Here is a 24471-nt window from a genome sequence, read left to right on the forward strand (position 1 = left end):
CCACAGTCGGCGCGTCAAGGATAGTCTTGGCCCCGACCACGCTGACAACCAGTCGCGGCGAATCAATACTGACCCCGGGGGGAAGGACACGATGACAGTCGACAAGGCACCGCTTCCCGGGGGAGAAGCGGAGCCCTCAGGCCCCCCGCTAGATTCTGCGCCTTCGGCAGCGGCCGGTGCCCGGCGAGCGCGGCCGTACCGGCGCGGCGCACTCATTGCAGTGTTTGCCGCCATTGTGCTCATCGTCGCCAGCACCGGCACGCTAGTGGCAGCGCGGTACGCGGAGTCGTTCCGCCAGAGCAGCGCTACGGTTGCCGAGCCGCCGCCTCTCGTCGAGGTGCAGCCGGCGATTCTTCCACTTCCCGACGCTGCGCCGATGCCGACGCAGGACGAGGTAGCGGCAGCCCTCGATCCCTGGCTGAGCGATCCCGCGCTCGGCTCGCTGGCTGGACGAGTTACCGACGCCAGCACGGGAACAGTGCTCTGGGCACAGGACCACACCGAACGCCGCATCCCCGCGTCAGCGGCGAAGGTGCTCACCGGGGCCGCGGCGCTACTTGTGCTGCCGCTCGATGGCCGCGTCGAAACCCGCGTCGTTGCGGGTTCTGAGCCCGGTGAAGTCGTGCTTGTGGGGGCTGGTGACGTCACCCTCAGCGCGCAGCCCGAAGGAGCGCCCACCTATTACGAAGGGGCACCGCGCATCGACGACCTCGCAGCGCAGGTACGTGACAGCGGTACCGAAGTGCGCCGCGTGGTCGTCGACACCACGGCGTTTACCGGCGCCCGCCTGGCACCTGGATGGAGCCCCGAGAGCGTGGGAGAGGGTTACGTCGCTCCCATGGAGCCGGTGATGCTCGATGGTGGTCGTATCGATCCGCTTGAGCCAGAGTCGCCGCGCTGGGATGAACCTGCGCTAGCTGCGGGCCGTACGCTGGCGGAGCGACTCGGGGCTGACCCGGATTCTGTCACCGCCGGCGTCGCGAGCACCGGCGCTCAAGTTCTCGCACAGGTTAGTTCCGCGCCGCTCCGCGTGCGGCTCGACCAGTTCATGCAGCAGTCGGACAACGTGCTTGCGGAAGCGATCGGCCGCGAAATCGCGGTCGCGGTGGGGGAGCCAGCCTCATTTCGTGGTGCCGTGCGTGCGATCCCCGCGGTACTCGCGGAGCACGGACTGCCGGCCGACGATATCGTTCTCGCTGACGCAAGCGGACTATCACGGGAGAACGTGCTGTCGGTTTCTGCCCTTGACACGCTGCTCGCGCGTGCTGCGGCCGAATCCGCCGCACCGGAGGAGCTGGCCGCCGACGATACGGCCGCAGCCCTGCGGCCGCTACTTGATCTGCTTCCGGTAGCGGCAGGTACAGGCACCCTCGAGGCACGCTTCACGGAGGCCGCCGCATCGGGAACAGGGTGGGTTCGGGCGAAGACTGGCACACTCGATGGAGTAAACGCATTGGCAGGGTATGCGGTCACCCGAACGGGCCGGGTGCTCACCTTTGCTTTCATTTCGACCGATAGCAGTGCGTTCGAGGCGCGGCCAGCCCTCGATGCGCTCGCCGCGCAGCTTCGGACGGTACCGAGAGCAGGAGAATGAGCGACCCAACTTCCGTGCAGGACAAATCCGCCGCCGCCAACGTCGACTGGAAACTTGCTGCCACGACCGCCGCACGGTTGGTGCGGCCGGGCCCGGATATGTCCGAGTACACGCGCACCCACGTGGCTGCTGAATTGCAGGAGCTCTCGGTGTTCGCGGACGGTCCCGTGCGTGAGGTCACGGGCCTGACCGATGACCGCCCAGTGCGGCCAGCGAGGATCGTTGACCGGCCAGGCTGGGCGCGCGCTGCCGCGCATTCGCTCGCGGAACTCACGGGCAGCTCACAGCCGCCCGGCGGCTTGCTGCGCGGCCGGCCTGCTGGTCTGCAGGCTGGTGCGATCCTCAGTTTTCTTTCCACCGCCATCATCGGCCAGTACGACCCGTTCAGCGGGCCCGATGGGACCCTGTTACTTGTGGCGCCCAACGTGGTGGCGGCGGAACGTGCCATGCGGGTGCGCACCCGGGACTTCCGAACGTGGGTGTGCTTACACGAGGTGACGCACCGGGTTCAATTCACTGCGACGCCATGGCTGGCCGATTACATGCGCGGCCTCGTCGACGCGCTCGGGGAGCACACCGAGGAAACCCTCGGCGATTTGACGCGGCGGTTGACGTCAGCCGTGCGGCGCAGCGACGACACTGGCCTCGACCGGGGTGTCGTCGGCGTGCTGTTGGCGACGCAGCCACCCCGCCAGCGCGACGCCATGGTTTCCCTGCTCATGCTCGGCACCCTGCTCGAAGGCCACGCGGAACATGTCATGGACGCCGCAGGGCCAGCGGTAGTGCCAACGGTCGCACACATTAGGGAACTGTTCGACCAGCGTCGCCGTCGCCGTACCAACCCGCTGCAATGGCTGATGCGGACTGCCTTGGGCGTAGATGCAAAGATCGCACAGTACGTGAAGGGCAAGAAGTTCGTGGACACAATCGTGGAGCGCGTCGGCATGCAGGAATTCAACGCGATCTGGACATCACCAGAGACATTGCCGAAACCGCAGGAGATCGGCGCACCGGAACGCTGGATCCAGCGGGTTCTGGGGTGACCGAGAGCGGCCTGCACGTTGTGCGGCGTGCGGTTCGGCAATGGCTCGAACGGTACTCTCCAGGCGCTGGAGACCTCGTCGTCGCGATGTCGGGGGGCGCGGATTCAGCTGCGCTATGCGCAGGCGCAGCCGCGGAAATGCCCGGATGCGTGCACGCGGTGACGATCGATCACGGGTTGCAAGAAGGCTCAGCTCGCGTCGCAGCAGACGCTGCGGCAGTTGCTCGCCGTGCTGGATGCGTAAATGCCCGTGTCATACGGGTTGAGGTGACCGGTGCGGGTGGGCTTGAGGCCGCAGCTCGGCGTGCCCGCTACGCGGCGCTCAATGCGGCACGCGGGGAGGCTCCAGTGCTCGTGGCGCACACACTTGACGATCAGGCTGAGACGGTGCTTCTTGGGCTGGCGCGCGGATCGGGACCGCGTTCGGTGGCCGGGATGCGTCCCTATAGCCCGCCGTGGGGGCGCCCGTTACTAGCGGTGCGCCGCACGATGACACGAGCGGCGTGTGCGGAGCTGGGCATCAGTCCACATGAGGATCCGCATAACTCAGATCCGCGATTTACGCGTGTGCGAATCCGGGACGAGGTGCTGCCGCTGATGGAGGAAGTCTGCCGCGGCGGCGTGGCGGAGTCCTTAGCCCGGACGGCCGCGCAGCTCCAGGAAGACGTCGAAGTTCTCGACGACCTGGCGAGTGCGCTGCTAGATAAAGCGCGCAATGGCGCTTGCCTTGACGTGCTGGTGCTGCGGGGAGAGCCAGCAGCTCTGCGCCGGCGTGCAGTGCGATCCTGGCTGTTGGAGAGCGGCGCGCGCGGGCTCACCGACCGCCAGCTGCGTGCGGTTGACGCCCTGGTCAGCGACTGGCGCGGGCAGGGGCCGGTGGCGGTGCCGGACGCGCTGAACCGGGCTGGGGAGGGGGCGAGGTTAGTCGTCGAGCGGCGGCATGGCACTCTTGGGATCGCAGTCCAACCGCGCCACTCTCACCCCGGCACGCGGCCTACCGAGAAGGGGAGCTGACCCGTGTACGACGGCGACATTGCGTCTGTGCTGATATCGGAAGAGCAAATCCGCGCACGCACCGCAGAGCTCGCGGCTGAGCTCGCCGAACGATACAAGCCCGCACCCGACGCCAAGCCTGAGGATGACCTGCTCCTCGTGGGTGTGCTCAAAGGCGCGATGATGTTCATGACTGATCTTGCCCGCGCCTTGCCTATCCCTACTCAGATGGAGTTCATGGCGGTGAGCTCGTACGGCTCATCGACGTCGTCGTCTGGGGTGGTCCGCATTCTGAAGGATCTGGATCGCGATATTGCCGATCGGGATGTGCTGATCGTGGAGGACATCATCGACTCCGGCCTCACCCTCTCCTGGCTGATGCGCAACCTGCAGACGCGCAATCCGAAATCGCTGCAGGTGTGTACATTGCTGCGGAAACCGGATGCGATCACGGTCGACGTTCCGGTGGCGCACGTGGGCTTCGATATCCCAAACGAGTTCGTGGTGGGCTACGGACTCGACTACGACGAGCGGTATCGCGATCTTCCTTACATCGGGCTGCTTGATCCGGCCGTCTACCGCTGAGCGTGACGCCCGGACGGCGCCGCTGCGAGGCGTGTCGTTTGCACTGGTAAATCGGCGGTTATGAGCGGATGGTGGGCAACTGTGTGGCATGCGGCGCATACTGGGGCTGAGGCACAGCGGAATGCGACGGTCCTGGCTGGGTCGCGCCGAATTACCCCCTGTCGTGACCTGACGGTAGCCTGGAACTCCCCGGCGTGATGTGCGGGGTTTTACCGGCCTATTCACGCGCCCGTGCACTGGAAGGATGAGCCACCCGGCTGAACCTCTATGAACCGCAAGACTGTTTTCAGGAACCTCGCGATCGTCGCGGCGATTCTGCTGGTGATATTTGCGTTCTCGTACTTTGGGGGCGATACGCGGGATTACCACGAGGTGGATACGTCGGTGGCGCTCACCCAGCTCGATGAGCGGAACGTCGTCGAGGCCCAGATCGACGACCGGGAACAGCAGCTCCGGCTAACGCTGCGTGAGGGCACCGACGCGACCGATGGGGAAACCCAGATCATCGCGAAGTATCCGACGGGCGCTGCGGAGCAAGTTTACGATCAGGTGCGGGCAGCGGAACTCGAGCGGTTCGACACCAGTGTCACCCAAGACAGCTGGCTCGGCAGCCTGCTGCTGTTCATGCTCCCAATGCTGATTTTGCTCGGTCTCTTCCTCTTCATCATGATCCGGATGCAGGGCGGTGGCCGCGGCGGCATGATGGGCTTCGGCAAGTCGAAGGCGAAACAGCTGACGAAGGACATGCCGAAAACCACGTTCGCTGATGTTGCGGGCGCCGACGAGGCTGTTGAAGAACTGCACGAAATCAAGGATTTCTTGCAGCATCCCGCCCGCTACCAGGCGCTTGGTGCGAAGATCCCGAAAGGCGTACTGCTTTTCGGCCCGCCTGGCACAGGTAAGACGCTGCTTGCTCGCGCGGTGGCCGGCGAGGCGGGTGTACCGTTCTTCACGATCTCCGGCTCCGATTTTGTCGAGATGTTCGTCGGTGTGGGTGCGTCGCGAGTCCGCGACATGTTCGAACAAGCCAAGCAAAATGCCCCGTGCATCATCTTCGTCGACGAGATCGACGCGGTCGGACGCCAGCGCGGCGCCGGTATGGGCGGCGGTCACGACGAACGCGAACAGACCCTGAATCAGCTGCTCGTAGAAATGGATGGCTTTGGTGCTCGGCAGGGGATCATTATGATCGCCGCGACTAACCGGCCGGACATTCTCGACCCCGCGCTGCTGCGGCCAGGCCGGTTCGACCGCCAGGTCCCGGTCGGGGCGCCGGATCTTGCGGGCCGCCGCGCGATCCTGCGAGTGCATTCGCAGGGCAAGCCGCTCGCATCCGATGTCGATCTTGACGCGCTCGCGAAGCGCACCGTTGGAATGTCGGGTGCGGACCTTGCAAATGTGATCAACGAGGCCGCGCTGCTGACGGCGCGCGAGGCTGGCACCGTGATCACCAACGAGGCGCTAGAAGAAGCGGTGGACCGGGTAATCGGCGGTCCGCGCCGCAAGAGCCGGATCATCAGTGAGCTGGAAAAGAAGATCACCGCCTATCACGAAGGCGGTCATACACTCGCCGGCTGGGCGATGCCTGACCTCACACCGGTATATAAGGTCACGATCCTTGCCCGTGGACGTACAGGCGGGCATGCGCTGGCCGTGCCCGAAGACGACAAGTCGATGATGACCCGCTCGGAAATGATCTCGCGACTGGTCTTCGCCATGGGTGGCCGTGCGGCAGAGGAACTGGTCTTCCAGGAGCCCACCACCGGTGCGTCATCCGACATTGAGCAGGCAACAAAAATTGCGCGTGCGATGGTCACCGAGTACGGGATGAGCCCGCGCCTCGGTGCAGTACGTTACGGCCAGGAACACGGGGATCCCTTCGTGGGCCGGACGATGGGCATGGCTCCTGATTACTCCCACGAAATCGCCCGTGAGATCGATGAAGAAGTCCGCCGGCTCATCGAGGCATCGCATACTGAAGCGTGGGAGATTCTGCACGACTATCGCGATGAGCTCGATCAGCTAGCGCGCGAACTGCTCGACAAGGAAACTCTGGTGCGCAAAGACCTGGAGCGGATTCTCGCGCGGGTCGAGAAGCGGCCGCGTATTACCGAATTCAATGACTTCGGGGCGCGCACCCCAGTCGAACTGCGTCCCCCAATTAAAACACCCGCCGAAATCGCGAAGGAGCGGGGCGAGCCGTGGCCTCCCGTGCCGGAGGTGACACCCGCGCCTGAACCGGCACAGTCCGGCGGGCGAAACGGTGCGCCCGCCGAGCACGACGACGCGGAGTCATGGCGCGAACCCTCAGATGAGCGGGTGGGAGGCAGCGTCAACGGCGGAAGTCAGCGCGACTCGCGGGCCCACCCACCGCAGTCGGACGCTCATCCGGGACAGTCGGGATACCCGATTCCTAGCGGCCACGGCGCACAAAGCGCACGGGGCGGGCGCAGGACCGGAGAATCGCGGTACGGCGAACCGCCCGGGTGGTCGGCCCCCGGCTGGCCGCCGCGCAGCGCGGACACCACAACGCCTGTCCGGGAAAGGGCTGCGAAGCGTGAGGAAGACCGCGAAGAAGACGCAGTGACCCGCGGGTCTTCCGGCGGTTTCACTGAAGCCGCCGGAACGCCGGATCGATACGACCACGAGGACTGGCGGCCCGAACCCCCCGACGGGCACGAGGATGGCACACGATCGTGACAAGTAACCGCACCAGCAGCCAAACCGGCGGTGACGGCCTTACAGCCGCAATTGACGCCGTCGACCCTGTCTCCCGCGTATTCGATCAGGCCAGAGCTGAAGCGGCCGTGCGTGAATTGCTGATAGCGGTGGGTGAGGATCCGTCGCGGTCGGGCCTTGCCGACACTCCCGCGCGGGTCGCGCGTGCGTACGCAGAACTGTTCGCCGGGCTGCACACGGACCCGGATCACGTGCTCGACACGACGTTCGACGAGGGCCATGACGAACTCGTGCTGGTGAAGGACATTCCGATGTACTCCACATGCGAGCATCATCTCGTGCCGTTCCACGGTGTGGCGCACGTCGGTTACATTCCCAATGACTCTGGGCGCGTGACCGGCTTGTCGAAGCTCGCGCGGCTGGTGGATCTCTATGCGAAGCGGCCGCAGGTGCAGGAGCGGCTCACCAGTCAGATCGCTGACGCGATGATGCGGAAATTAGAGCCGCGCGGCGCGATCGTCGTCGTGGAAGCGGAACATTTGTGTATGGCGATGCGTGGCATCCGGAAACCGGGTGCGACGACGACCACATCGGCCGTTCGCGGACTCTTCAAGAGTAGTGCCGCCTCACGTTCGGAGGCTCTCGACCTGATACTGCGGAAGTGACCAGCGAGGTGCGGACCGTCGGTAGTTCTGACCCGGGCGGCAGCAGCAAAAGCGCTGGTGCCGCCCGGGCACACACCGGGCTTCCCGCCCCCGGCAGGTGCGTGGTCATGGGAATCCTGAACGTCACAGTGGACTCATTTTCAGATGGCGGACAGTTCCTCAGCGCCGAGCGCGCCATTTCTCGGGGTCTGGAGTTGCACCGTCTCGGCGTTGATGTGGTGGACGTGGGTGGTGAATCGACGCGCCCAGGCGCGGCGCGCGTGGATCCAGAGGTGGAAGCGCGACGCGTTACGCCCGTGATCAGGACACTCAGTGAGGCCGGCGTCACCGTAAGCGTCGACACGATGCGCGCAAGCGTGGCAGAGCAGGCAATCAGTGCTGGCGCGGCGATCGTGAACGATGTGTCTGGCGGACAGTCGGACCCGCACATGGCCAAGGTCGTGGCGGACGCTGGCGTGCCGTGGGTGCTCATGCACTGGCGTTCCAATGGTGAATTCCTGCACCACACTGATGTGAGCAGCGGTCGCGACGGCTACCGCGACATCGTGAAGGAAGTGAGCGCGGAACTCCTCGCGCAAGTTGATGCCGCAGTCCGCGCGGGCGTTGATCCAGCTGTGCTTGTGCTGGATCCGGGGCTGGGGTTCGCGAAGACAGCGGCGGACAACTGGGCGTTGCTGCACGCTCTCCCGCACTTGGCAGGACTTGGATTCCCAGTACTGGTTGGCGCGTCCCGGAAACGTTTCCTCGGTGCTCTGCTAGCGGACGAAGAAGGTAACGACCGGCCCGTTGCTGATCGAGATACCGCGACTGCTGCGATCTCCGCCCTTGCTGCGGCCGGCGGTGCCTGGGGCGTGCGGGTACACGACGCGCGCGCCACTCTCGACGCGATCGCGGTCGCGCACGCATGGATGGCGGGCCGACCATGACGGCGGAAGCTGTGCCGGACCGGATTGAGTTGCGCGGCCTCACCGTGCGCGGACACCACGGTGTTTTCGAGCACGAGAAACGAGAGGGCCAGGATTTTGTCATCGATATCGTGGTGCGCACCGACCTCAGGAAAGCCGGAGACTCGGACGACCTCGCAGACACCCTCGACTATGGTGCCCTGGCTCAGCAGGCCGCCGACATCGTCAGTGGCCCGCCGTTCAACCTTATTGAGACTGTCGCGGCGCGGATAGCTGACGACGTCATGCGTGATGAGCGAGTCCACTCGGTCGAAGTTACGGTGCACAAGCCCGCCGCGCCGATACCCCTGAACTTTCGGGACGTCGCAGTCGTAGTCGCGCGAGAAAGAGGTGCCGGCGCGTGACTCTTGCGGTCCTCTCGATCGGCTCCAACGTTGGGGACCGGCTCGCGAATTTGCGAACAGTGACTGACGCTCTGGGCAGTCGACTGAGAGCGCGCTCACCTGTGTACGTCACGGCACCGTGGGGGGTCACCGACCAGGCAGATTTCTACAACGCGGTGTTGCTCGCGGAAGACGGCAGCTGGGATGAATGGAAGTGGCTGGAATTCGCCCAGCGGTGCGAACGAGCTGCCCAGCGGACGCGCGAGCGCCACTGGGGCCCGCGCACTCTCGATGTCGACATCATCAACTGCGCCAAGGACGGAGAGCCTGTCGTCCAGCGAGACCCGCGATTGACTTTGCCGCACCCGCACGCCCACGAACGGGCTTTCGTGCTGGTTCCCTGGCTTGATGTTGATCCGCATGCGGCGCTGCACGGCACACCCATCGCGGAACTGCTGACGGTGCTTTCTGCAACTGAACGTGAGGGAGTGCAGCGCCGGCCGGACCAAACGGAGTGGCTTCGGTGAAGGCGACGCGTTTGCGCGACCTCGCGGTCCTCGCGCTAGTCGCGTTCGTCGCCGCATGGCTCCTTGCGGGCGCGTTCTACGGCGCCTTACCGCCGATCAGACTCCTCGTGGGAGCTTCGCTTTACCCAATCGCGCTGGGCGAACTGATCTTCGGCTTCGTCATCCGGAACCGCATTGCGACTCGCCGGATAGGGATGGCCCGTGGCTACCTCAACCCCATCATTGTGGCGCGGGCAGTCGCTTTGGCCAAAGCGTCGGCGCTGGTGGGGGCCGCTGCGACGGGGGTGTGGGCAGGGCTGCTCGCGGCGATCGCACCGGATCGCGCAATCGTCCGCGCAGCCATGGAAGACCTGCCAGGTGTCGCGGTAGGTCTTGTTGGTGCGCTTGCGCTTACAGCCGCTGCACTCTGGCTTGAGCGATCCTGTCGTACCCCCGATGACGAGGATGAGGACCGCCCAGAAAATGGGGATGATCCGGACTGGGATACTGGCTGGGACAGAGACTTTCGCTGATTTCCGGAATCGCCGGGTCGGTTCCGCTGGTTTGTTGTCAGCCCGCGGTATTTTCGGGCGCATGACTGTTCCAAGTCAGCCGCGGGTTCGGCGGCGCCGCAGGCACAAATCGCACAGTGCGCTGATCGCTGGGCTGTTCGTGCTCGCGATAGCTGCGAGTGTGTTCCTCGTCGCGAGCAACAGCGTCGAAGCGCTGCGCATCGGTGTCGTGGCGGCACTATGGGCGGCTTTCCTCGGAGCGCTAGCCGTAACGAAATACCGTAAGGAAGCCGAAGCCGACCGCGCCAAGATGCGGGATCTGCGGATGGTGTACGAGATGCAGCTTTCCCGCGAGGTCGCGGCGCGCCGGCGCCACGAGCTGACTGTGGAATCAAAACTCCGTCGTGAACTTGAAGCTGAGGTCCGCGACGACACGTCGCAGCAGCTTGCGGCGGTACAACGTGAGCTCACCTCGATCCGCGGCGCGCTCGAACACGCGTTCAGTAAAGAGATCCCGGTCAGTGCCCAGTCGGCACCCATGGCGATTGCCGCCGCTTCACAGCGTCCTCAGCAGTCTGACAACAAGCGCGAGCCCTCTGCAGCGGAACCAGCAAACGAGACGTCCGGCGACGATGTGGTCGATGTGGAGTTCGAAACCGAGTACGAGTCACCGGCTGCGCAGCAGCGCACCGTGGCGGAGATACTCGACGACCTCAGGGCCGCAACCGGTTCAGAACGTTAGCTCGCAGGCACACGCGCGCCAGCCCAGCTTTCGATCGCCATGTGACGGACGAGGTCGAGTTCCTCTATGGGGACAGACACTGTTCCCGTCGATTCGCCGGGCTCGTCATGAAAGATGTAGAGACGCGAAACCATCTGCGGAAAAGGCAGAGACGCCTCGCCGAACCTCTCACCATGGCCCTGCGTTGACACTTGGACGCCGTTGCCCCAGTTCTGGCCGCTGTCGTTGTTGGGGTTGTAGAAGTACACCCGCATCACGCCCTCCTGATCCAGTGCTGCCCGGATGAGTGTGATTGCGTGCCATCCAACGAATTCCGCGTTGCTGTCGGTGACGGCGAGCCCAGCGGGCTGGGGATGAATAATCGGCTGGTTTCCGTTGTAGAACGGGTGGTAGCTCGTATAGAACTGCCGCAAGAACTCGTCGTAGCTGGTGAGATTGCCGGTTGCCACATCGACGGCGATCATGAATTTGCTGCCGACCCACCAGCCGTGGAATTCCGGGTTGATCCAGCGATGTGGATCTTCGCCCCGGTCCGCGACCATCCGGCCCATCTCGGCGTAGATCTTGTCGAGGTGCGGTACTAGTACGGCGGAGACTGGATCGGTATCGAGTATCGCTGATTTCGCCAGCGCGGTGGGGAGCTCATCGGACCAGATTGGTGCGCCCTCAAAGTGCATCAGTACTTTGTCGTAACGGGCCGCCTGGTAGAGCAGGTGCAGCAGGTAGGCCGGGTCGCTGTAGGACCACATCGAGATCGCGCGGGCTGACTGGCAGGTCGGATTGTTGCCTTGCCCGATACCGAGAGGCTGTCCCAGAACCGAAATGGTCCCCGCGAGCAGGAAAACTCGCGGCGGCAGCCCGGTGCCGTATACCGCGCTGATCGCCGCGCTGGAATTCGGTGCGGGGGTCATCGCTATTTGGCGCCACAGCGCGGGTGCGATCGGGGGAGAATAAAGAATTCCGCGTTCGAGAAGGTTTGCAAGCCCGTAGAGTGCCTGCGCTGTCAGCGGGTGGATCGCCTCATTGACAAGGCGATGCACGAGATCTGTGTAGCACCGCAATGCATCTCGTCCGGTGTTACTCAGTCCGAGAGCATCCGCGAGCAACTCTGGGTAGCTGTTGTCGAGCAGCCACCGCACGAATACGGCGTGATAGTCGGACACTAGCCCGGTATCGAGCATGGCTCGTGCGAGTCCGTTGGCTTCTTGTTCGAGACCGGGCAGATCAGTCGAGTCCAGCCGGCTTCGGTATTGCTCGACGCCCGGATCGTCCCGGCAGGTTTGTGTGGGACCGAACAGGGCGCTTATCAGCCGGTCCGCCCCTAGCCGCGCTTCTCCCAAGCTTCCGGCGACGTCAGACAGCGTGACTGCGATTTGGGTGATCATCGCTTTCACGTGGCCGATCTGGATGGGTCGCTGAGAGAGTATCCGCCAGATCTCATCGATGAGATTCGCCAAGATATCGTCGAATCCGACATGGTCCAGCACAAACTGGAAGAGACGGCTGACAGCTCCGTCAAGGGCGCCCAGCCGCACGCGATCGGCCTCATTCGCTGTCGCGAAGAGGCGGTCGAGATTGAGCGCGAGCACCTGCGTCAGGAAGTGGCGTGCGCCATCGGGTGACACCCCGGGGTGGTGGGCTTGGCGAGTGGCGATCGCCAATAGCCGTAGTTCACTGAGGCATTCAAGAACGGTCGCGCGCTGGTCACCTGCCTGCAGAGTCAGCTGGACCAGCGACGGCAGCAGGCTTTCCGGGTGATCCCAGTCCGTACCTGCGAATGCCCCGGCGGAATCTAGGCGCGGGGCACGCTCGTTCAAGAACTCGATGCCGCCGTCACGGCCCAGCACCCTGCCCGCCAGCTCGATGACGTGCGATTGCAGGTTCGCTTTCGCGAAGGGGCGCGCCTGCTCGAGCTGAGCGAGTGCGTGGTCAAACTTCTCACCAAGCCCGCCGAGTTCAGGATGGACGCTGAGGGAGTCGATCCCGGTGTTCATCCTGTCAGCTTCCTCTCTCGCCTCAGACGTAGTAATCGAGATCTTCCTGCCGCTTCAGGAGTTCGCGCATCTCGTCGGGGTCGTCGCCGAAAAAGTAGGCAAGTCCCCAATGTGTGCCGAACGCGGTCCGCTTCGTCACTTTGTTCTCCAGCGGAGGCACAAGGTCGTGGTACTCAAAATACTCATGCTCGGCCGTCTCGGCAGGGATCTGTAGCTCGCTGACGACGCGCCGCCGCGGATACACGCCGAAGCAACCGGCGTAGCCCTTCGCGTCCTTGACGGGCACGGGGAAGAATTCCTCGATTTCCTCTTCGGTCGTATACGGATCGAACATCAGAACCAGCGCCTGATAGCCGTTGAACCCGTAAGCGCGTTCCAGAAGCTCGAAGACCTTGAAACCTGGCGGGCGATACGCTACTTCACCGAAGTACATTTGCCCGTCACTCGTGACGAAGTACTCCGGATGGATGAAGCCGGACTCGATATCAAAGGTATCGATCAATTTGTCGATCTCTTCGACAATGCGCGGCCGCCACTTCTCGAGTTCCGGGCTCGCTGGCACAAAAACGGAATGCCCCAGAGTCACGTACTCCGAGATGTTGAGGAAGCGAACCTGCTTCTTGTAGATCCACGCCTCTACCGCGAATTCCCAGCCGTTCAGGTGGCTTTCGAGCAGGGCAGGAAATTCGTCAGGGGAGATGGCTGCGACGTCCTCGACGGTGCTGATGACGCGGTGCCCGAGACAGCCGGCTTTGTCGAACGCTTTGAGATGAATGGGATCGTTCGGGTCGCCATCGAGCTTGAGAAGCGTCTGATTCACGCGTTTGAGGAAACGGACGACATCATCGGTGTCGTGGGCCTCTTCGAAGATACCGACCCGGATGCCGCCCAGCTGCGCACGGCGCTTCATCAGCGCTTTATCACGGAAAAGCAACGCTTGCCCGTGCAGGCGCGGATTGCCCTGAAGCACGGCGTTGACCGCGCCAGCCCATTCGACTGTCTCCTCGTAGAGCGGGATCGCCACGTCGACGCCCAGGTCTTTGAGAGTTTGGGCGATCTCCATAGACCGGTCATTCAAGCGCTCGAAGTTCCAGCTGATGAAGGGGATGTCATTGGCCGCGGCATATTCTTCGGCCCACTCTGGGGCGACGACAACATACCGGCGATCAAATCGGTCGACGGCGTCGATTGCGCTGAGGCTCCAGCCAAGCAACGCCACATAGCCCTTGCTGGGATCTTTTTCCATGCCTGCCTTTCTCGGGCCCTATTCCCGCCGGTCAGACTGATATTCCAGGACCGGAGTGTCCCAGGGCCCGTGCTGGGCTCGTCTCGTGGAACGCTCTCCACCCTGCCATGGCGTCGATCACACGCCAACTGTCCGTGCGCAGCTTTGGTGGTCACCAGGGAGCTCGGGGTGACATATTTCACTGCCAGTAGCCTTCAAACGCGCAGCGTGGCGGGCATATCCTGGGAACGAACGTCTGGTACCTGCAAGGCAGGACTGGAACGACTGAGAGGACGACAGTGAGCTCCGAATTTTCGGATGAGTTCACGCGCGGCCCCATGCCTGCGCGCTTGGCGGTCGGAGTTGTGTCAGCGGGCCGCGTGGGCACCGCACTTGGCCAGGCGCTGAGCCGCGCCGGTCATGTAGTCACCGCTTGTACGGCGGTTTCCGATGCGTCGATCGCGCGGGCAGCGCGACGCCTGCCGGACGCGCGTATCTTGCCTCCCCCAGATGTGGCGACAACATCTGATCTGCTTGTTCTCGCCGTACCCGATACCGAATTGCCGGGGCTCGTTCGGGGTCTCGCCGCCTGCGATTCGGTGCGGCCCGGCACGATTGTGCTGCACACCTCCGGCGCTCATGGCATTGCGATCCTAGAACCGCTTACCAGTGCGGGTGCACGACCACTCGCCGTGCACCCAGCGATGACTTTTATCGGAACTGACGAGGACACAGCGCGCCTGCCGAATGCGTGCTTCGGCATCACCGCGGCCGATCCACTGGGTTATGCCATCGGCCAGGGCCTTGTGCTCGAAGTCGGCGGTGAACCTGTTGCGGTGAGTGAAGAGGACAGGGCGCTGTACCACGCGGCATTGGCGCATGGCGCGAATCACCTAGTCACCCTCGTCGCCGACGCGGTCGCGGCGCTTCGTGACGCCCTCCGCGGCAACGAGCTGCTTGGTCAAGAAATTGTCGGAGATGATCCCCGCGGCCTCCCCGAGCGTGTCATCGCCCCGTTACTGTCCGCCGCACTAGATAACGTGCTGCGCCACGGCCGTGGCGCACTGACCGGGCCGGTGGCCCGAGACGATGCTGAGACTGTGGCGCGGCATCTCGCCGCCCTGGCGGAAACCGATCCGCGCATTGCGGAGAGTTACCGCACGCTGGCTCTGCGCACGGCACAGACCGCGGGTGCGGGCGCGGAAATGTTCGATGTTCTCGAGGGAGGCCGTTCCTGATGACAGCTGTGGGTAGCACCTTCAAAGGTGACAGGAACCTGTACTCGCCGGGAGAACTGCGTGTGCACAGTGATCCCGTGCAGATTGGCAGGATCTCGAACGCGCTGCGCGCGGTGGGCCGTCAGGTCGTGCTCGTTCCGACCATGGGTGCTCTGCATGAAGGCCACCTGGAACTTGTCCGCCACGCTAAGCGGACGCCCAATTCCGTGGTGATCGCCTCCATCTTCGTCAACCCGCTGCAGTTCGGGGCAGGCGAAGACCTCGACAAGTATCCGCGCACCCTAGATGCCGACCTTGACCTGCTGCGCGGCGAAGGTGTGGAACTCGTGTTCGCGCCGGCTGTGGCCGACATGTATCCCGACGGGCGCCGCACCATGGTGTGTGCGGGCCCGGCCGGCGATGAACTTGAAGGCGCGAGCCGGCCCGGCCACTTCGCGGGAATGCTCACCGTTGTCGCGAAGTTGTTACTGATTACCAGCCCACACTCGGCGTTTTTCGGGGAGAAGGACTATCAGCAACTGACCCTGATCCGGCAAATGGTTCGCGACCTCAACCTTGATACGCGCATCGTGGGCGTGCCGACCGTTCGCGAATCGGACGGGCTCGCGATGAGCTCACGTAATCGGTATCTCAATCAGCAGCAGCGGTCCGCAGCGACTGCGCTGTGTGCCGCTTTGGTCGCTGGCGCCCACGCGGGGCATGACGGACCGGATGCGGTGCTTGCCGCTGCGCGGGAAGTCCTCGCGGCGGAGCCGTCGCTCGAGGTCGATTACCTCGAAATCCGCAGCCCAGAGCTGGGGCCCGTACCGCCCGATGGAGGTGCGGCACGACTGCTTGTCGCGGCGCGCCTGGGCGCAACTCGTCTCATCGACAATGTCGGGCTGGTAGTGACACCAGCCGCCGCCAGCCGTTCCCGGAGCGTCACGTCGGCACACTCGTAAGCCATCGATCACCAAGGGCCCACTTAGAAGGAGGACCGCCCTGATGTTCCGCACCATGCTCAAGTCGAAGATCCACCGCGCCACAGTGACGCAGGCCGATCTGCACTACGTCGGTTCTGTCACGGTGGACACCGACCTGCTCGACGCCGCCGATCTCATCGAAGGCGAGAAAGTGACAATCGTCGACATCAACAACGGTGCGCGGCTCGAAACCTACGTGATCGCTGGCGAGCGCGGCAGCGGTGTCATTGGTATCAACGGTGCCGCGGCACATCTGGTACACCCCGGCGATCTCGTCATTCTGATCGCCTACGGTGTGATGGACGATGCGGAGGCGCGGGAGTACAAGCCCAGCATCGTTTTCGTCGACGACGACAACAAGCAGGTCGAACTCGGCACGGACCCCGCGCACGCGCCTGCCGGCTCCGGGCTGAAGTCACCGCGCCAGCCCGCCGAGCCGTTCGCCGCGAGCGTCGCGTAACACCGTGCTACTTACCGTCGACGCGGGTAACACCAACGTTGTCCTCGGACTTTTCGAGGGCGCCGGCCCACAGGCGCGCCTCGTAGCGGACTGGCGCGTCCGAACCGACCCGCATACGACCGCTGACGAGATGGCGCTCACGTTCCGCGGTCTGCTCGGGCCGCTTGCCGCTCAGGTCAGTGGAGTGTCCGCGCTGTCCACCGTTCCCGCGGTCCTGGGGCAACTGCGGATCATGATGGACCGCTACTGGCCGTCGGTGCCGCAAATCCTCGTCGAACCGGGGGTGAAGACCGGCGTGCCGCTGCTCGTGGACAATCCGAAGGAAGTGGGCGCAGACCGGGTGGTCAACGCACTCGCCGCGCACACGCTGCATCCGGGCGCGTGCATCGTCGTCGACTTTGGCACGTCGACAAGTGTGGACGTTGTGTCGCCCCGCGGTGAATTCCTGGGTGGGGCGATCGCTCCCGGGATCGATATCTCGGTCGATGCTCTCGCGCAGCGCGCGGCAGCCCTGCGCAAGGTCGAGGTGGTGCGCCCGAGATCGGTGATCGGTAAGAACACGGTCGAGTGTCTGCAATCCGGATTCGTGTTCGGCTTCGCTGGACAGGTCGACGGGCTGGTGCGCCGGATCATCCGAGAGTTGCCCGAGTTCCAGGAGTCGAGTGTCGCGGTGATCGCGACGGGCGGTCTGGCGCCTCTCGTTATCGACGAATGCGAGACAATCGGGTATCACGAGCCTGATCTCACAGTCACTGGTTTGCGGCTCGTCTTTGAACGCAACCTGTCGTCACCGCGTGGTTTCCGCAGGCCTGCAGGCCCCGCAAATCACCCGCGGCCGCGGCTTTCCGGCTCGCGTCCCGCCCGCTAAAAAGTATGGCGCTACCGCTAGGCCGACAAGTATGGCAAAATACATCCTCGTGACACACACATCCTTCGCTGCACGCCCACAAGGGGCTGCTTTCGTGTGTCCGGCCCAGAAGTGTTGTCTGCGCTGAATTCGCGCACATCAACTTCATTTCTACTTCTGGGAGAATTTCGTGGTTACCTCTACGCTGCACCGCACTCGTTTGTCACATTCGGCCGCACGCACTCGCCGTGCGTATCGCTCACGCACCACGCTGCACAGCAGGCGCGCCCGCACATCCGCTCCGTCGGCTCCGTTCGTCCCCGGTGCCACTAGTGCGCCGCTACTATCACTGGCTGATACCTACGCTGCCCGCGTGCTGGACGGAGAAATCGAGCCGGGCCCGCAAACGACAGCGCCGGAAGGTATACGGTGGAAGCTCGCCGACCTCAACCACGCCACTGTCTGGCTCGTCCAGTGGACAGCGGGGGTGACGCAGCGCAGGTCGGATGCTGAGGCGATTACGGTGCTTGCCGGTTCGCTTCGAGTGCAGCGCTGGGGAAACGCGGGGCATTCCGCGCGAACGGTGACCGCGGGAGGCCAGGCTGGCTTCATCGAAGGAGTCCAGCACGCGTTCACCCCAGCCGCGGACGGTTCTGCTTTCTTCGCTGTGCACGTCGTGCCAGCCCGGCAGGCTGCGCAACGTGTTCTCAGCAGCTATGAAGCGGACCGAGTGTTCGCTGATGAGGTGCAAAGCAGAGTCGCTCAGGGCGCGAAGGTAGTTGACATCCGTAATCAGGACGAACGCACCGTTCAGGGACCGCTGCTCGGCGCTATCGCGGTGAGTGCTGAGCTTCTCGAGCACCGGCTAGACCCGGCTGGTGCGCTCCGGCTTAGCGCCGCTGTCAACGCCAATGTCGAATGGATCGTCGTCTGCGCACAAGGTGACGACGCTCCTGCTGCCGTGGCTGCACTGCGCAGGCGGGGACTGCAGCGCGTGAAAGCGCTGGTCGGCGGCTTTCAGGCGCTGCGCGACGGCGGCAAACTCGACGCAGTACTAGGTGGTGTGCATAAGCACCGCGATGCCGCGGTGATGGCGGCGCACTAGTCGGTTCCGCCGATTGTCACGTCACCAAAATGCAGGGTGATCGCTGAACGCGGCGGGGCGTAGTCTCCCAGTATGTCGGTGAGGACGCTGTGGACGACATTCCGTACGCTGGCCGAAGCACGGCGCAAGTCGGTGCGATACACGGCGCTCAGTTCGATTTCCAGGCCTGTGCAGTAGGAATCATCGGCCTCAATAGTGACTCGAATCGGGTGGGTCCCGCTTACGTTTTCGAGCGCGTCGCGCAACCTGTGCTTGATGACGAGGTCGGTAATGTACAACGTGTCTGTGCCGAACTCCGCGCGCAGGGGCGTGCCATGACGCGTGGTCGCGCGCACTCGTGCGAGCACGCGATCGGTGATTTCGAGCCACTGCGCGTCGGAATCGGTGTCATCATCGCGTAACTCGCGAGCGGCTCGCGTCAGGACATCGTTCTCGGCGGCAAAGTCAGCGGTACCGGTCGTCTCCGTCGCCTCCCGGTCGTCGGGCCCTTCGCCATCGAGGTTTCGGTTTACCGCCATGACTGTAGCCTCCTTCCCAGCGTCGCGCGGGCTCTCGACAGATTTCCCCGCACAACGTCGTAGGGCATGTTCAGAGCCTCTCCGATCTCGCGGTACGACAATTCCTCCACTTCCCGGAGCAGCCACACAGATCGTTGTGTTGCCGGCAAGGCGTGCAGTGCAGCTTCGAGTGCACTGCGAAGGTCGTGGTAGCGGGCAGTCCCTTCCGGATCTGAATGCGGGCTGCGCTCAGCGTCGTCGAAGATCTCATCCACCGGAATAGGGCGCCTTTTCCGCAGCTTATCGGCTGCTTTGTGCGCGACTATGGAGAATAGCCACGTGCGCAGCGCTGAGCGTCCATGCCAATCGGGCAGCCCCTGCCACGCGGCGACGAAGGTGTCTTGGACGGCCTCCTCTGCATCACCAGTGTCGCGCAGCATGCGCCGGGCGAACCGGTAGAGCGCGGGGCCGTGCCGACGCACGATCTCGTCGAACTCAGGGCGAGAACCGAGCGCTGCGCGGCGCGCGAGCTCCTGGTCGGAGGGCTGCAACACTGCGCCGTCGCGACCGGCTAGCGTGCGGTGCTTGGCCCCGTCATCGTCTGGTAGTGCCGATCCTGTCATTCGCGAATCCCTGTTCAGCGCCGAACGTGGGGCAGGTAGTCACATGATCACATCACCCGTTGCGCACAGTCTAGAGATGTTCCGCTGGTTTGGCTTTCGCCGGATCCCAATCCAGCGCCAGTTGTTCCGGCGCACCGTGTTTACCCGTGTGATCTACCTGCGCGCCAGTAGCCGCAAAACGTGATGTTTGCCTTGGGGACGCCCGCCGCCACCCAATGCCGCCGTGCGCCCACGGGCAACGATTGCTCGCCGACGGCCCAGCAGTAGGTGTCACGTGCGGATACTGGCAAATGACGCACGGCCTCAAGCGCCGCCGCACCGGGCAGTCCGCCCTTGCCGTTGCGCGGAACCCACGTCACCTCGATGCCCGAAGGCGCGTCCAGTTTCTGTTGGTCCTCGTCAGTGGGCACTTCAATTACCGCCCGGCCGGTGCTGTGCTCGGGCAGTGCGCTCAAGATGCCCGCGACAGCGGGAAGTCCGCTTTCGTCGGCAACGAGCAGCACACTGTCGAGATGTGCCGGCTGGTTGAATGTCACCCCTTCATCGAGGATGGCGACTGGGTCGCCAGGCCTGCAGCTTTGCGCCCAGTTAGCGGCGGGACCGGCGGTGCCCTCCGCCGCGGACCCGTGGACCACAAAGTCAACATCGAACTCGGGGCCGTCGGGGCCGCCGGGCCGGTACGCGCGCACGGTGTAGTTGCGCAGAACCGGACGTTCGGTCTTCGCGATACGCAGGTACTTGATGTAGGCGAGGGTGTTCAGTCGATTGGGCAACCGGGAAAGCGAGTTCTCGGAAACCGGTATGAACAACCGGAACCATTGGTCATAGCCCATGCTGTGGAACTTCGTGATGTCGCCAGATCCCAGGGTGACGCGCGTGAAATGCGGCGATACGCTCTCACGTTTGTGAACGCGGAGCGTGAGTAGTTCCGACTCTGCCGGTTTGATTCGCGTCTTCTGAATGTTGGTTGTCGCCATGCCGCCCCCATGTGGACTAGAGAGGACCCACCCTGGGTCCACAGGCAAAGCTAACCTAACTCAGCCGTGAAGTGGGTGCTTGGTGCGAACGCTGTGGGCCTCACGCGGGTATGAGCTCGCGCTTCGCATGTCGTGATGCCCGCACCGTGTTCGCGGCTGTTCTCAGCAGTGTCGAGATTGCCGCCGAAAGCACCGCGACTAGCGCGATCGTGGCGCCGGCGGCAGTGGCTAAGTGCCAGGAGATGAGCAGTCCGAGCCACACGCTTACAGCACCAATGCACGAAGCAAGCATCATTGTCGTGGGTATGCGAGAGGTCCAGCGCCCGGCCGCGACCGCGGGCCCGAGCAGCATGCCCAGTACGAGCAGTGAGCCGACGGCCTGGTAGGCGGAAACCACGGCGAGCGCGACGAGGCCGACGAGTACGGCGTGCGCGGCACGCGGGTACAGGTGCAGCAATTGAGCTTGACGCGGATCGACAGCGAGCGCAACGAAAGCGCGGTGGAAAACGAAAGCGAGCAGCGCGGTGACAACCGCTGCGGCGGCCAGTCCCGCAAGTTGTGGCGCACGGATCGCCAGGATGTCACCGAAGAGGATGGCGGTGGCATCTGCCGCGAACGTCCGGGACGACGAAATGATGACCACGCCGAGGGAGAGGCTTGCCACGAAGAGCAGGCCAATGCTTGTGTCGGCTGAGAGTCGCCATCGCCGTTGCACCACACTTACTCCGAGTGACATAACGGCTGCGCTCGCAGCTGCCCCGAAAACGGGAGGGATGCCCGCGAGGATCGCGATCGCTACGCCGGGCAGCACGCCATGTGCCATCGCTTCACCGAGGAAGGCCATCCCGCGAGTGACTACCCAGGTTCCGACTATCGCGCACATCATCGCGACCAAAATGCCGCCGACGAGTGCACGCGTCATAAAGCTGGTAGTAAAGGGGTCTGTAAGCAGGTCGAGCGCAGCCACGACTAGATATATTAGCATTTAATAATAACGACTTTCATTTGCTACTGTCTGTCACGTGTTCTCAGCCGCCCGAGGGGCTCGCTCTGCCGCCGCTTCCCAAACGGCGGGTTTTTCACCAGCTCGTTCCGGCCCCATCGTTCGCGCGGTCGGCATCTGCGTCAGCTTTGACGGACATCGGGTGCTCGACGGTGTGGATCTCACCGCCGATGCGGGTGCCGTCACAGCCGTGGTGGGTCCCAATGGGTCAGGGAAATCCACGCTGCTTGCTGTGGTCGCCGGTTTGCTGGCTCCGCACGCCGGGCGCCTCGAGCGGACGGACAATGGGGACATTGCTCTCGTTCCGCAGCGCAGTTCCCTTCCTGATCAGCTGCCGATAACGGTTGAGGAACTCGCGTCGATGGGCCGCTGGCGCCGGGCGGGCTTGTGGCGCCCGCTCTCCAAAAGTGACCGCGCGATCGTCACGGAGGCACTTGATGCAGTCGGTCTCGCGGACTTGCGTAAACGGCCCGTCGGCTCGCTTTCCGGGGGCCAGCGCCAGCGCGCGCTCCTAGCTCAGGGCATCGCACAGCGTGCGAGACTGCTGCTACTCGACGAACCGATGACTGCTTTGGACGCCGCATCACGCGCGGCTGTGAACGCCGCGGTCGCGTTCGCGGCGGCCAATGGTGCCGCGGTAGTCATCGTCACTCACGATCTGAACGAAATCTCCAAGGTTGACAGCGTCGTCGAACTCACAACGCCCGCAAGGTTTGAAAGGACTGCATGATCCGCCGCTTCATTCCCATCTCGGCTGCTGTGCTTGCGGTGACGCTGGCCGCGTGCGCTCAGGGCCCGGATGGTGACGACCTCGATGCTGGGTCACCGCCCGACCATGAGGACACCACTGCGCTTGGTGACGGCCACGGCGCCATACCAGGCGCGCAAGAGGTCGCCGAACCGCAACTACATCTGCTGACCATCGATCAAGACGGCGCAGCCCGCCACCTTGACCTGCTTGACGAGAGCGTCGACACCCTCGGCACTATCGACGGCGCCACCGAACTAGCCACTGAAGGACGTTACGGATACGCGATCCGGCCTGACGCAGGTGCCGTCACGGTTGTCGACAGTGGTGTGTGGTCATGGAACCACGTCGATCACTTCCATTACTACCGCTCAGATCCGTCTGTGCTCGGTGACGTCCGCGCGAACGGGGACTTTGATGCGGCTGCCGGTGTGCACGCCACTGTTTCGGCGAATGACTTCGGCGCGGGCTTCTTCTTCCCTGAGACGGGCGAAGCCGTGATGATCGCCGCGGACAGGCTAGGCGCAGGCGAGCTGGACGAGGCATTTCGTGTCGCTGCTGAACCGCACGACGGTCTGGTCGTGCCAATTGGCAATCGGGCGCTGGTGACCGAGCCAGGCCCGGACGGCACGGCGGCACGCATCCAGGCGCTCAGCTCCGACGGCGAGTTGCTTGGCCACGCAGCCGACTGCGCTGATGCGCGCGGCACGATCACCACGGTCGTTGGTACGGTCATCGGCTGCAGCGATGGTGCGCTGCTCGCGACAACGTCGGATGGGGGCGTCGAGTTCGAATTCATTGCGTATCCCGATGCGGGAAGTGCGCCGCGCGCTGACGAGTTTCGCGCCCGGAAGGACCGCCCCACCGTTGCTGGCGTGGCCGGTGAATCTGGCATCTGGCTGCTCCACACCCGGAACCGTGAGTGGACGCTGATCGACGCGGGCGAGCCAATCGTGCAAGCCGCTGCTGTCGACAATGCGGAATCGCACGTCGTCGCCCTCACTGCAGACGGGAGTGTCCTCGTGCTCTCCGCCAAGACTGGAGAGCGGCTCGCGGCAACTGACCCGCTGGTGCCGGACTCCAGCGCCGACCCGCAGCGCCGGGCCGGGATCGCGTTGACCGTCGATCAGCATCGCGCTTATCTCAACGGTCCCGCTGAGAACAAGCTCTTCGAAATTGACTTCGCCGATAATGCTCGCGTCGCGAGGGTCTTCGATACCCCGACCGAGCCTCGCCTGATGGTGGAGACGGGGCGATGAAGGCACGGATCGCGATCGCCGCAATCGCGCTCGCGGGCGGGTTTGTCACGGCATGCAGTCCAGCTGCATCAGACCAGCCGCTCGTCATAGTGACCACCAACATCCTCGGTGACGTAGTCACCGAAATGGTCGGTGACGAGGCCGAAGTGCTGACGCTGATGCCGCCAGGTGCCGATCCGCACTCCTTTGGGATATCCGCGCAGACTGCCGCGCGAATGCGTGAGGCCGAGTTGATCGTCGCGAACGGTTTGGGCCTCGAGGAAGGCCTCGCGAGCCACGTGGCGGCTGCCGAGGCAGATGGTGTGCCAATTTTCTTCGCTGGTGATCACATTGACGTGCTCGACTACACCGACGGTGAGTCAGCCGGGCAACCCGACTCCCACTTCTGGACAGATCCAGCTCGCATGATCGACGTGGTCACCGTGCTTGGTGACACCCTGGCGGATATCAACGGCCTCGATCCGTCCGCCGTCGCGGACCACACCGCGAACTATGTAAGCGAGCTCGAAGCTCTGGATGCTGAAATGACCTCAGCATTCGAGGCTATTCCGGAGGCGCGCCGCGCTCTAGTCACCAATCACCACGTCTTTGGTTACCTCGCGGACCGGTTCGGCTTTCGCGTCATCGGTGCGGTGATTCCAAGCGGCACGACGCTTGCCGCGCCGAGTGCCAGTGATCTTCGCGGCCTCGTCAGCGCGATCGACGAAGCAGGCGTCACCACGATCTTCGCGGAATCGTCGCAGCCGGACCGGCTCATGCAGGTGCTCGCCTCGGAGACCAACCGTGACGTCACCGTGGTCGAACTGGTCACGGAGTCGCTCACCGCACCCGACGGTGACGCTCCGACATACCTCGCAATGATGCGCGTGAACACCGCGCGAATCGCAACGGGCCTCGACGGTTCGTGAGACCCACGATCAGGAAGGA

25 protein-coding genes are annotated in these 24471 nt (G+C 64.0%); 19 read left to right on the forward strand and 6 right to left on the reverse strand.

The annotated features are described in order from the left end of the window. Positions 1–91 precede the first annotated feature (91 nt). The 11 genes from dacB to ONR57_RS05555 all read left to right on the forward strand — a co-directional run bounded on the left by dacB (position 92) and on the right by ONR57_RS05555 (position 10606). The gene (gene dacB, locus ONR57_RS05505) at positions 92–1594 is read left to right on the forward strand and encodes a D-alanyl-D-alanine carboxypeptidase/D-alanyl-D-alanine-endopeptidase (protein WP_265122012.1); all 1503 of its coding nucleotides are present in this window, start codon (positions 92–94) and stop codon (positions 1592–1594) included. Continuing rightward, positions 1591–2637: a zinc-dependent metalloprotease gene (locus ONR57_RS05510; protein ID WP_265122014.1), complete on the forward strand. Its 1047-nt coding sequence runs from the start codon at positions 1591–1593 to the stop codon at positions 2635–2637. The genes dacB and ONR57_RS05510 overlap by 4 nt, the downstream gene beginning before the upstream one ends. Continuing rightward, the gene (gene tilS / locus ONR57_RS05515) at positions 2634–3650 is read left to right on the forward strand and encodes a tRNA lysidine(34) synthetase TilS (RefSeq protein WP_265122015.1); all 1017 of its coding nucleotides are present in this window, start codon (positions 2634–2636) and stop codon (positions 3648–3650) included. The genes ONR57_RS05510 and tilS overlap by 4 nt, the downstream gene beginning before the upstream one ends. A 3-nt stretch (positions 3651–3653) precedes the next feature. Next, a complete protein-coding gene (hpt, locus tag ONR57_RS05520) occupies positions 3654–4214 on the forward strand; it encodes a hypoxanthine phosphoribosyltransferase (protein ID WP_265122016.1) in 561 nt (186 codons plus the stop codon). Positions 4215–4481: 267 nt separating this feature from the next. Beyond that, positions 4482–6914, forward strand: coding sequence for an ATP-dependent zinc metalloprotease FtsH (ftsH, locus tag ONR57_RS05525; protein WP_265122017.1), 2433 nt, complete (start codon positions 4482–4484; stop codon positions 6912–6914). A gap of 50 nt (positions 6915–6964) precedes the next feature. Then, on the forward strand, positions 6965–7558 hold the full coding sequence (gene folE, locus ONR57_RS05530) for a GTP cyclohydrolase I FolE (protein ID WP_265122167.1): 594 nt from the start codon (positions 6965–6967) through the stop codon (positions 7556–7558). A 107-nt stretch (positions 7559–7665) separates the two neighbouring features. Continuing rightward, positions 7666–8484, forward strand: coding sequence for a dihydropteroate synthase (gene folP / locus ONR57_RS05535; protein ID WP_265122168.1), 819 nt, complete (start codon positions 7666–7668; stop codon positions 8482–8484). A gap of 11 nt (positions 8485–8495) precedes the next feature. Beyond that, on the forward strand, positions 8496–8867 hold the full coding sequence (gene folB / locus ONR57_RS05540) for a dihydroneopterin aldolase (RefSeq protein ID WP_265122169.1): 372 nt from the start codon (positions 8496–8498) through the stop codon (positions 8865–8867). Further along, positions 8864–9373, forward strand: coding sequence for a 2-amino-4-hydroxy-6-hydroxymethyldihydropteridine diphosphokinase (gene folK / locus ONR57_RS05545; protein ID WP_265122018.1), 510 nt, complete (start codon positions 8864–8866; stop codon positions 9371–9373). Before folB ends, folK begins: the two co-directional genes overlap by 4 nt. After that, positions 9370–9885, forward strand: a complete 516-nt coding sequence (locus ONR57_RS05550) for a DUF3180 domain-containing protein (RefSeq protein WP_265122019.1) — start codon at positions 9370–9372, stop codon at positions 9883–9885. Before folK ends, ONR57_RS05550 begins: the two co-directional genes overlap by 4 nt. 61 nt (positions 9886–9946) lie before the next feature. Beyond that, positions 9947–10606, forward strand: coding sequence for a DUF6779 domain-containing protein (locus ONR57_RS05555; protein ID WP_265122020.1), 660 nt, complete (start codon positions 9947–9949; stop codon positions 10604–10606). Here ONR57_RS05555 and ONR57_RS05560 read toward each other — a convergent pair. After that, positions 10603–12600, reverse strand: a complete 1998-nt coding sequence (locus ONR57_RS05560) for a hypothetical protein (protein WP_265122021.1) — start codon at positions 12598–12600, stop codon at positions 10603–10605. The genes ONR57_RS05555 and ONR57_RS05560 overlap by 4 nt on opposite strands. 22 nt (positions 12601–12622) lie before the next feature. Then, entirely contained in the window at positions 12623–13846 is a 1224-nt protein-coding gene (locus ONR57_RS05565; protein ID WP_265122022.1) for an acetyl-CoA carboxylase biotin carboxylase subunit family protein, read from the reverse strand. Positions 13847–14163: 317 nt separating this feature from the next. On the opposite strand from ONR57_RS05565, the gene ONR57_RS05570 reads away from it, so the two are divergent. From ONR57_RS05570 to ONR57_RS05590, 5 genes are all read left to right on the forward strand, one after another. After that, positions 14164–15063, forward strand: a complete 900-nt coding sequence (locus tag ONR57_RS05570) for a Rossmann-like and DUF2520 domain-containing protein (protein ID WP_265122171.1) — start codon at positions 14164–14166, stop codon at positions 15061–15063. Further along, the gene (gene panC, locus ONR57_RS05575) at positions 15063–16004 is read left to right on the forward strand and encodes a pantoate--beta-alanine ligase (RefSeq protein WP_265122023.1); all 942 of its coding nucleotides are present in this window, start codon (positions 15063–15065) and stop codon (positions 16002–16004) included. Before ONR57_RS05570 ends, panC begins: the two co-directional genes overlap by 1 nt. A gap of 43 nt (positions 16005–16047) precedes the next feature. Next, entirely contained in the window at positions 16048–16485 is a 438-nt protein-coding gene (gene panD, locus ONR57_RS05580) for an aspartate 1-decarboxylase (protein ID WP_265122024.1), read from the forward strand. 4 nt (positions 16486–16489) lie between these two features. Further along, positions 16490–17353, forward strand: coding sequence for a type III pantothenate kinase (locus ONR57_RS05585; RefSeq protein WP_265122026.1), 864 nt, complete (start codon positions 16490–16492; stop codon positions 17351–17353). A gap of 352 nt (positions 17354–17705) precedes the next feature. Beyond that, a complete protein-coding gene (locus ONR57_RS05590) occupies positions 17706–18437 on the forward strand; it encodes a rhodanese-like domain-containing protein (protein ID WP_265122027.1) in 732 nt (243 codons plus the stop codon). Here ONR57_RS05590 and ONR57_RS05595 read toward each other — a convergent pair. The 4 genes from ONR57_RS05595 to aztB all read right to left on the reverse strand — a co-directional run bounded on the left by ONR57_RS05595 (position 18434) and on the right by aztB (position 21501). Beyond that, a complete protein-coding gene (locus ONR57_RS05595; RefSeq protein ID WP_265122028.1) occupies positions 18434–18955 on the reverse strand; it encodes a hypothetical protein in 522 nt (173 codons plus the stop codon). The genes ONR57_RS05590 and ONR57_RS05595 overlap by 4 nt on opposite strands. Continuing rightward, positions 18946–19557 (reverse strand): RNA polymerase sigma factor, encoded by a 612-nt coding sequence (locus tag ONR57_RS05600; protein ID WP_265122029.1) that lies wholly within the window; start codon positions 19555–19557, stop codon positions 18946–18948. The genes ONR57_RS05595 and ONR57_RS05600 overlap by 10 nt, the downstream gene beginning before the upstream one ends. A 140-nt stretch (positions 19558–19697) precedes the next feature. Continuing rightward, entirely contained in the window at positions 19698–20534 is an 837-nt protein-coding gene (locus ONR57_RS05605; protein ID WP_265122031.1) for a siderophore-interacting protein, read from the reverse strand. A 100-nt stretch (positions 20535–20634) separates the two neighbouring features. Next, positions 20635–21501, reverse strand: a complete 867-nt coding sequence (gene aztB, locus ONR57_RS05610; protein WP_265122033.1) for a zinc ABC transporter permease AztB — start codon at positions 21499–21501, stop codon at positions 20635–20637. Between the two features lie 55 nt (positions 21502–21556). On the opposite strand from aztB, the gene aztA reads away from it, so the two are divergent. Genes aztA through aztC form a run of 3 tightly spaced genes read left to right on the forward strand, consistent with a single transcriptional unit; the run spans position 21557 to position 24452 of the window. Next, on the forward strand, positions 21557–22267 hold the full coding sequence (gene aztA / locus ONR57_RS05615; protein WP_265122034.1) for a zinc ABC transporter ATP-binding protein AztA: 711 nt from the start codon (positions 21557–21559) through the stop codon (positions 22265–22267). Continuing rightward, on the forward strand, positions 22264–23544 hold the full coding sequence (locus ONR57_RS05620; protein WP_265122035.1) for an ABC transporter: 1281 nt from the start codon (positions 22264–22266) through the stop codon (positions 23542–23544). Before aztA ends, ONR57_RS05620 begins: the two co-directional genes overlap by 4 nt. After that, complete coding sequence (gene aztC, locus ONR57_RS05625; protein ID WP_265122036.1) at positions 23541–24452, forward strand: zinc ABC transporter substrate-binding protein AztC; 912 nt, start codon at positions 23541–23543, stop codon at positions 24450–24452. Before ONR57_RS05620 ends, aztC begins: the two co-directional genes overlap by 4 nt. The last annotated feature ends 19 nt before the right edge of the window (positions 24453–24471 follow it).

The organism is Hoyosella sp. YIM 151337 (assembly GCF_026041215.1).
Classification (GTDB): Bacteria; Actinomycetota; Actinomycetes; order Mycobacteriales; family Mycobacteriaceae; genus Hoyosella.

Excerpts from the sequence above, each read along its gene's own strand:
- dacB (WP_265122012.1), top strand. The coding sequence starts at position 92 with ATGACAGTCGACAAGGCACCGCTTCCCGGGGGAGAAGCGGAGCCCTCA.
- panC (WP_265122023.1), top strand. The coding sequence starts at position 15,063 with ATGACAGCTGTGGGTAGCACCTTCAAAGGTGACAGGAACCTGTACTCG.
- ONR57_RS05600 (WP_265122029.1), bottom strand. The coding sequence starts at position 19,557 with ATGACAGGATCGGCACTACCAGACGATGACGGGGCCAAGCACCGCACG.
- folP (WP_265122168.1), top strand. The coding sequence starts at position 7,666 with ATGGGAATCCTGAACGTCACAGTGGACTCATTTTCAGATGGCGGACAG.
- aztC (WP_265122036.1), top strand. The coding sequence starts at position 23,541 with ATGAAGGCACGGATCGCGATCGCCGCAATCGCGCTCGCGGGCGGGTTT.
- ftsH (WP_265122017.1), top strand. The coding sequence starts at position 4,482 with ATGAACCGCAAGACTGTTTTCAGGAACCTCGCGATCGTCGCGGCGATT.
- ONR57_RS05620 (WP_265122035.1), top strand. The coding sequence starts at position 22,264 with ATGATCCGCCGCTTCATTCCCATCTCGGCTGCTGTGCTTGCGGTGACG.
- panD (WP_265122024.1), top strand. The coding sequence starts at position 16,048 with ATGTTCCGCACCATGCTCAAGTCGAAGATCCACCGCGCCACAGTGACG.
- ONR57_RS05595 (WP_265122028.1), bottom strand. The coding sequence starts at position 18,955 with ATGGCGGTAAACCGAAACCTCGATGGCGAAGGGCCCGACGACCGGGAG.
- ONR57_RS05560 (WP_265122021.1), bottom strand. The coding sequence starts at position 12,600 with ATGAACACCGGGATCGACTCCCTCAGCGTCCATCCTGAACTCGGCGGG.
- ONR57_RS05510 (WP_265122014.1), top strand. The coding sequence starts at position 1,591 with ATGAGCGACCCAACTTCCGTGCAGGACAAATCCGCCGCCGCCAACGTC.
- ONR57_RS05555 (WP_265122020.1), top strand. The coding sequence starts at position 9,947 with ATGACTGTTCCAAGTCAGCCGCGGGTTCGGCGGCGCCGCAGGCACAAA.
- ONR57_RS05570 (WP_265122171.1), top strand. The coding sequence starts at position 14,164 with ATGCCTGCGCGCTTGGCGGTCGGAGTTGTGTCAGCGGGCCGCGTGGGC.
- ONR57_RS05565 (WP_265122022.1), bottom strand. The coding sequence starts at position 13,846 with ATGGAAAAAGATCCCAGCAAGGGCTATGTGGCGTTGCTTGGCTGGAGC.
- ONR57_RS05605 (WP_265122031.1), bottom strand. The coding sequence starts at position 20,534 with ATGGCGACAACCAACATTCAGAAGACGCGAATCAAACCGGCAGAGTCG.